At 60.1% G+C, this 5,116-nt stretch carries 6 protein-coding genes; 4 read left to right on the plus strand and 2 right to left on the minus strand.

Going from position 1 to position 5,116, the window contains the following annotated elements:
• The 3 genes from H1Y01_RS10270 to H1Y01_RS10280 all read left to right on the plus strand — a co-directional run.
• Nucleotides 1-597 (plus strand): acetyltransferase (locus tag H1Y01_RS10270; protein ID WP_180540428.1); only part of this gene is annotated, 597 nt, incomplete at its 5' end.
• Nucleotides 594-1,691 carry an aminotransferase class I/II-fold pyridoxal phosphate-dependent enzyme gene (locus tag H1Y01_RS10275; protein ID WP_180540429.1) on the plus strand — a complete coding sequence of 366 codons (1,098 nt, stop codon included), beginning with the start codon at nucleotides 594-596 and terminating at the stop codon, nucleotides 1,689-1,691. The genes H1Y01_RS10270 and H1Y01_RS10275, both read left to right, overlap by 4 nt.
• Entirely contained in the window at nucleotides 1,682-2,617 is a 936-nt protein-coding gene (locus H1Y01_RS10280; protein WP_180540430.1) for a glycosyltransferase family 2 protein, read from the plus strand. The genes H1Y01_RS10275 and H1Y01_RS10280 overlap by 10 nt, the downstream gene beginning before the upstream one ends.
• Here H1Y01_RS10280 and H1Y01_RS10285 read toward each other — a convergent pair.
• On the minus strand, nucleotides 2,614-3,657 hold the full coding sequence (locus tag H1Y01_RS10285; protein WP_180540431.1) for a lysylphosphatidylglycerol synthase transmembrane domain-containing protein: 1,044 nt from the start codon (nucleotides 3,655-3,657) through the stop codon (nucleotides 2,614-2,616). The genes H1Y01_RS10280 and H1Y01_RS10285 overlap by 4 nt on opposite strands.
• Nucleotides 3,658-3,820: 163 nt before the next feature.
• Between H1Y01_RS10285 and H1Y01_RS10290 the strand changes: the two genes are divergently transcribed.
• Complete coding sequence (locus tag H1Y01_RS10290) at nucleotides 3,821-4,312, plus strand: GNAT family N-acetyltransferase (protein WP_180540432.1); 492 nt, start codon at nucleotides 3,821-3,823, stop codon at nucleotides 4,310-4,312.
• Here H1Y01_RS10290 and H1Y01_RS10295 read toward each other — a convergent pair.
• The gene (locus H1Y01_RS10295) at nucleotides 4,263-4,877 is read right to left on the minus strand and encodes a D-sedoheptulose-7-phosphate isomerase (RefSeq protein ID WP_219341437.1); all 615 of its coding nucleotides are present in this window, start codon (nucleotides 4,875-4,877) and stop codon (nucleotides 4,263-4,265) included. The genes H1Y01_RS10290 and H1Y01_RS10295 overlap by 50 nt on opposite strands.
• Nucleotides 4,878-5,116 lie beyond the last annotated feature (239 nt).

The following is a 5,116-nucleotide window of genomic DNA, read 5'->3' on the forward strand; positions in this document are numbered from 1 at the left end:
GGCCACGCCCGCGTATTGATCGACGCGCTGCGGCGACAAGCGCCGCTTGTCGGTTACGCGCTGCTCGACGCCGATCCGAAGCTCTGGACCACCCTCATCATGGACATCCCAATCATCGGCGGCGACGAGTATCTGACACGCCTCGATGCCGAGTACTTCATCGTCGGTGTCGGCAGCACGGGCTCGACCGCGATCCGCCGGCGCCTTTTCGAACAAGCGATTGCAGCCGGTCTGAGACCGCAGTCCGTGGTCCACGATCGCGCGCTGATCGCGGAAGGCGCAATGATAGGTCCGGGTGCGCAAATTCTGGCGGGTGCGATCGTCAACACCGGCGCGGAGCTCGGTCGCAACGTGCTTGTGAATACGGGCGCGATCGTCGAGCACGATTGCCGCATCGAAGATCACGCGCACGTCGCAACCGGAGCGCGTCTTGCCGGCGGAGTTCAAGTCGGGCTCGGAGCGCACATCGGCATCGGCGCCGTGGTGCGGCAAAATCAGATCATCGGATCTGGTGCAATTGTCGGCGCGGGCGCTGTCGTTGTCGACGACGTGGCGCCCCATACTACCGTCGCAGGCGTGCCCGCAAGATTGTTATGATCCCTCTCTCCGTTCCCGAAATTCGCGGCCAGGAATGGGAGTACATCAAAGACTGTCTGGACACGGGCTGGGTCTCTTCGGTCGGCTCATACGTGACGCGGTTTGAACGCGAGTGCGCGACGCGGGTCGGGCGTAAATACGCGGTCGCCACGGTCAACGGAACTGCCGCCCTCCACATCGCCCTGTTAGTCGCCGGCATTCAGCCCGGCGATGGCGTGCTCGTCTCCGACCTTACTTTTATCGCGCCGGCGAATGCCATCCGATACGCCGGAGCCAATCCCGTCTTAGTCGATGCCGCGCCGCACGACTGGCAAATCGACGTCAATCGGATCCGGGATTTCCTGCGCCGCGGCGGGCGCGAGCGGCACAATATCAAGGCGATCCTTCCGGTTGATATCCTGGGTCACCCCGTCGACATGCCCGCGCTGATCGAGCTCGCGCGCGAGTTCGACCTCATCGTCATTGAAGACGCGAGCGAAGCTCTCGGAGCACCGGTCGGCCGCCTCAGCGACATCGCCTGCTTCAGCTTCAACGGCAACAAAATCATCACGACGGGAGGCGGCGGCATGATTGTCACCGATCGCGAAGACTGGGCCGAACACGCGCGCCACTTAACGACACAAGCGAAGTCAGACGCGATCGAATGCGTTCACGACGAAATCGGTTTCAATTACCGCATGACGAATGTCGCCGCGGCCATGGGGTGCGCGCAGATGGAAATGCTCGATGAGTTCCTGGCTATCAAACGCGCCAACGCGGCCACTTACACGAAAGCCTTGAATGGCATTCCGGGGATAACCACCATGCCGGCATCGCCTTGCAGTTCATACTGGCTCTACACGATATTGATCGACGAAAACGAGTACGGAATGTCGAGTCGCGACTTACTCGCGAATCTGGCAGATACTGACATACAGGCACGGCCGCTCTGGCAACCGATTCATAAGTCAATCCCGTACCAGGACGCGCACGTACTGGGCGGGCAAGTAGCCGAGCGACTCTACCGCGACGCGCTCAGCTTGCCGTCGTCCGTTGGCCTCAAGCCGGATGAACTTAGCCAGGTAGTCGAGGTCATTGCCCGCGCATGCCGCTAATTACTCTAGTCAGCGGCTGCTATAACGAACAGGACAATATCCCGGAACTGTACGAGCGCGTAACCGCTGTAATGTCACAGCTTCAGCAATATGATTGGGATTATATCTTCGCCGATAATGCTTCCACCGACGGCACGTTAACCGTACTTCGCGCGATCGCAGCAAAGGACCGCCGCATCAAAGTCATCGTCAACAACCGAAACTTCGGACCGCTCCGCTCGGGCTACAACGCGCTGCTGCAAGCGCGGGGCGCCGCCGTGATTGCGCTCGCCTCGGACCTGCAAGACCCGCCCGAACTAATCCCCCAATTCATCGCAAAATGGGAGCAAGGCGACGAAATCGTACTTGCGCAGAAAACCAATAGCGCCGAATTCCCTTTGTTCTTCCTGATGCGCTCGGCTTATTACTTCGTGGTCGATCGGCTCTCCGAGGTCCCGCTCATCAAGAACGTCACCGGCTTCGGCCTCTACGACGCGCGCGTCATCGAAGCTGTTCGGAAACTGAACGATCCGTATCCGTACTTCCGCGGGCTCGTCTCCGAGCTCGGTTTCAAGATCGGTTTGATCCCGTTCTCGCAACCATTACGCAAGCGCGGCGTCTCCAAGAACAACTTCTACACGCTGTACGACCTCGCGATGCTAGGGATCACCAATCACTCCAAAGTTCCCCTACGGCTCGTGACTTTCTCCGGCTTCTGTATCGGCGGGCTCAGCCTGTTAGTCGCGCTAATTTACCTGGTCTATAAGCTGCTGTTCTGGGATAGCTTCCGCCTGGGAACAGCCCCGGTAGTTATCGGACTGTTCTTCCTCGCCGCGGTGCAGTTAGTCGGCATCGGAGTCCTCGGCGAGTACCTGGGCTCGATTCACACGCAGGTCTTGAACCGGCCGCCGGTAGTCGAGCGCGAACGCATCAATTTTGAAGACTAAGTCGAAACCGGAACTTCCGCAGCGATTTCCGCCTGCCGCGCCGGCGCATGCAATTTCCGGTACTGCAGGAATCCAACCGCGCCCCAGATCCCGATCACAAAATAGGACAGCGCCTGCGCAAAAAAGCTAAACGCAATTGCGTCGGTCTTAGATAGCCCAAAAGGTACCAGCACGGTCGCACAGACAAACTGATAAACACCGACGTACCCCGGCGCCGAAGGCAGCGCGCTCCCCAACCCGATCACCGCAATCAGAATGAACGCCATCGGGAACGTCATCTTGAGCCCCAGCGCGTTCCCGCCGATCACCGCGCTCGTCGCATCCAGACACCAGATCACTACCGTTAGCGCGATAAATCCCGCGAGCCGTCTTCCGTCATGGAACGAACGAAGCCCGCGCAATCCATGCTCCAGGGTGTGTGCCAGCCGGTCGCGTATTCGCTCCGACACCGGCAACCGCGCCAGAATCGCCAGCGCCAGATTCTCCAGCCGCGGCAATAGTCCGATAAACAATACGCCCGCGATCCCGATGACGGCGAATCCCTTCGACGCATTCGCCAGCCACGGCGTTTTCCCGGGAATGACAAGCAGCACAATGCCGGTGATGACCACCAGCGCGATGCCGTCCGCCGCCCGCTCCGCGAACGCCGTTGTCAATACGTAGGTCTTGCTCAGCGCGGTTCGCGAGCTGATCATGAAGGTGCGCACAAATTCACCCGCGCGCGCCGGAAGAAAGTTGTTACCGAAGTAGCCCGCGGCCGTCGCCCAGAACGCGATTGCAATCCCGATCGCGGTCTCCGCCGTAAGTAGAATGCGCCACCGGAACGCGCGAAGATACAGTGCGACCGTCGCCAACAGGCAGCACAGCGCCACGTTCAGAGGCTTCGCGCCCCGCAGCAATCGCCCCACTTGCCCCCATTCAATCCCGCGCAACGAGAAATAGAGCATCACTGCGGCCAGCGCGAACGCTGCAATCGTGGTGATGGTTTTCGCGCCGAATCGGGAAGCGGTTTTCGGGTGGGTGTCTTCGCCGGAGTCCATATATCGAAAGTGATTCCCAGTTGCCTGGCAGCGCTTCAGTGTCTAACGCTTCGGCGTCTAACTAGGTTACCAAGCCGCCCGTGGTTACAAAAGCGTTACTGAACGAACGAAGTACAGAAACTTACCGCGCGTTCTCACCTATCGGCCCGATAAAGTTAGGGACATGAGCAACGGCCTGCAAATCACAATCGCCGCCGACCTCAACGATGTACGCGCCCTGTGGACCGAATACTGGGAGTCGCTCGGTCTCCCCGCGACGTTCCAGAATTTCGCCGCCGAATTGCAAAGTCTACCCGGAAAATATGCCGAGCCGCGAGGCGCCGTCGCCCTGGCTTCCATCGACGAAAAACCGGCAGGAACCGTAGCCTTGCGGCCTCTGACCGAAACAGCTTGTGAAGTCAAGCGGCTTTACGTCCCGCCCGCGTTCCGAGGCCGCGGGATCGGCCGCGCGCTCATGCGCTGGATCATTCAGCGCGCCCAACACTGCGGATATACAACCATGTACGGCGACACCTTACCGTCCATGTCCGATGCTCTCCGGATGTACCGGGAGATCGGATTCGTCCTGATAAACCGTCCCTACTCGGATACGCCAACTCCGGGAGCTATTTACCTTGAACTGAACTTACTGCCTTCTCCGACCCATGCTCCATGAAGTAGTAACAGATCATATGGCACACGATCATGTGCCCGTCTTCGATGCGCCCCATATGCTGCTCGGGAACGCGGATCTCCACTTCAGCCAGCGGTCCCAACGTGCCGCCTTCACGACCCGTCAGCGCGATCGTGCGGCATCCCACCGCGCCCGCGTATTCCAGCGCCCGCACCACATTCGCCGAATTCCCCGATCCGCTCAGCGCCATCACCACATCCCCCGGCTGGGCGAAGTTGCGTAACTGTTCGGTAAAGATGCAGCCATAATCGACGTCGTTCGAATACGCCGTGATGGTCGCCATGGAATCGGTCAGCGCCATAATACGGAACCTCGCCGCGCGCTCGAAGCTGGCGCCTTTGACCATGTCGCAAACGAAGTGCGAAGCCGTGGACGCGCTGCCGCCATTGCCGCAAACGAAGATGGTGCGCCCATTCTCCCGCGCCTCGGCGAGTAACTCGATCGCCCGCGTTACCCGGTCGAGATCGATCGTGCGCAGCGTGCTCTCCAGCAATCCGCGATAGAGCGCAGGATAGTTCTGCGCGGTCGCCATGACTTCGGTCGGCATGACTTAATGATACGAGGAGTCTGCCAGACCTGCCGCTCCGGCGGGGGATCAGCGTCGTTCTGAAAACACCGGTCGCCATCACGGGAACACCACGAAGCCCCACTCCGAGTCAGATCGTGGGGCTTCGGCGTGGATCCGCGCCAGCACCACAGCGTTCCGCGTGCCATTTTGTCGAGAATGCGCACAATCATCAGCAACGGCGGAGGCTTTACGGTGGCGTCACCCGAATGGCCGCTCAG

The sequence above is a fragment of the Nevskia soli genome (assembly GCF_903970205.1).
Classification (GTDB): Bacteria; Acidobacteriota; Terriglobia; order Bryobacterales; family Bryobacteraceae; genus Bog-113.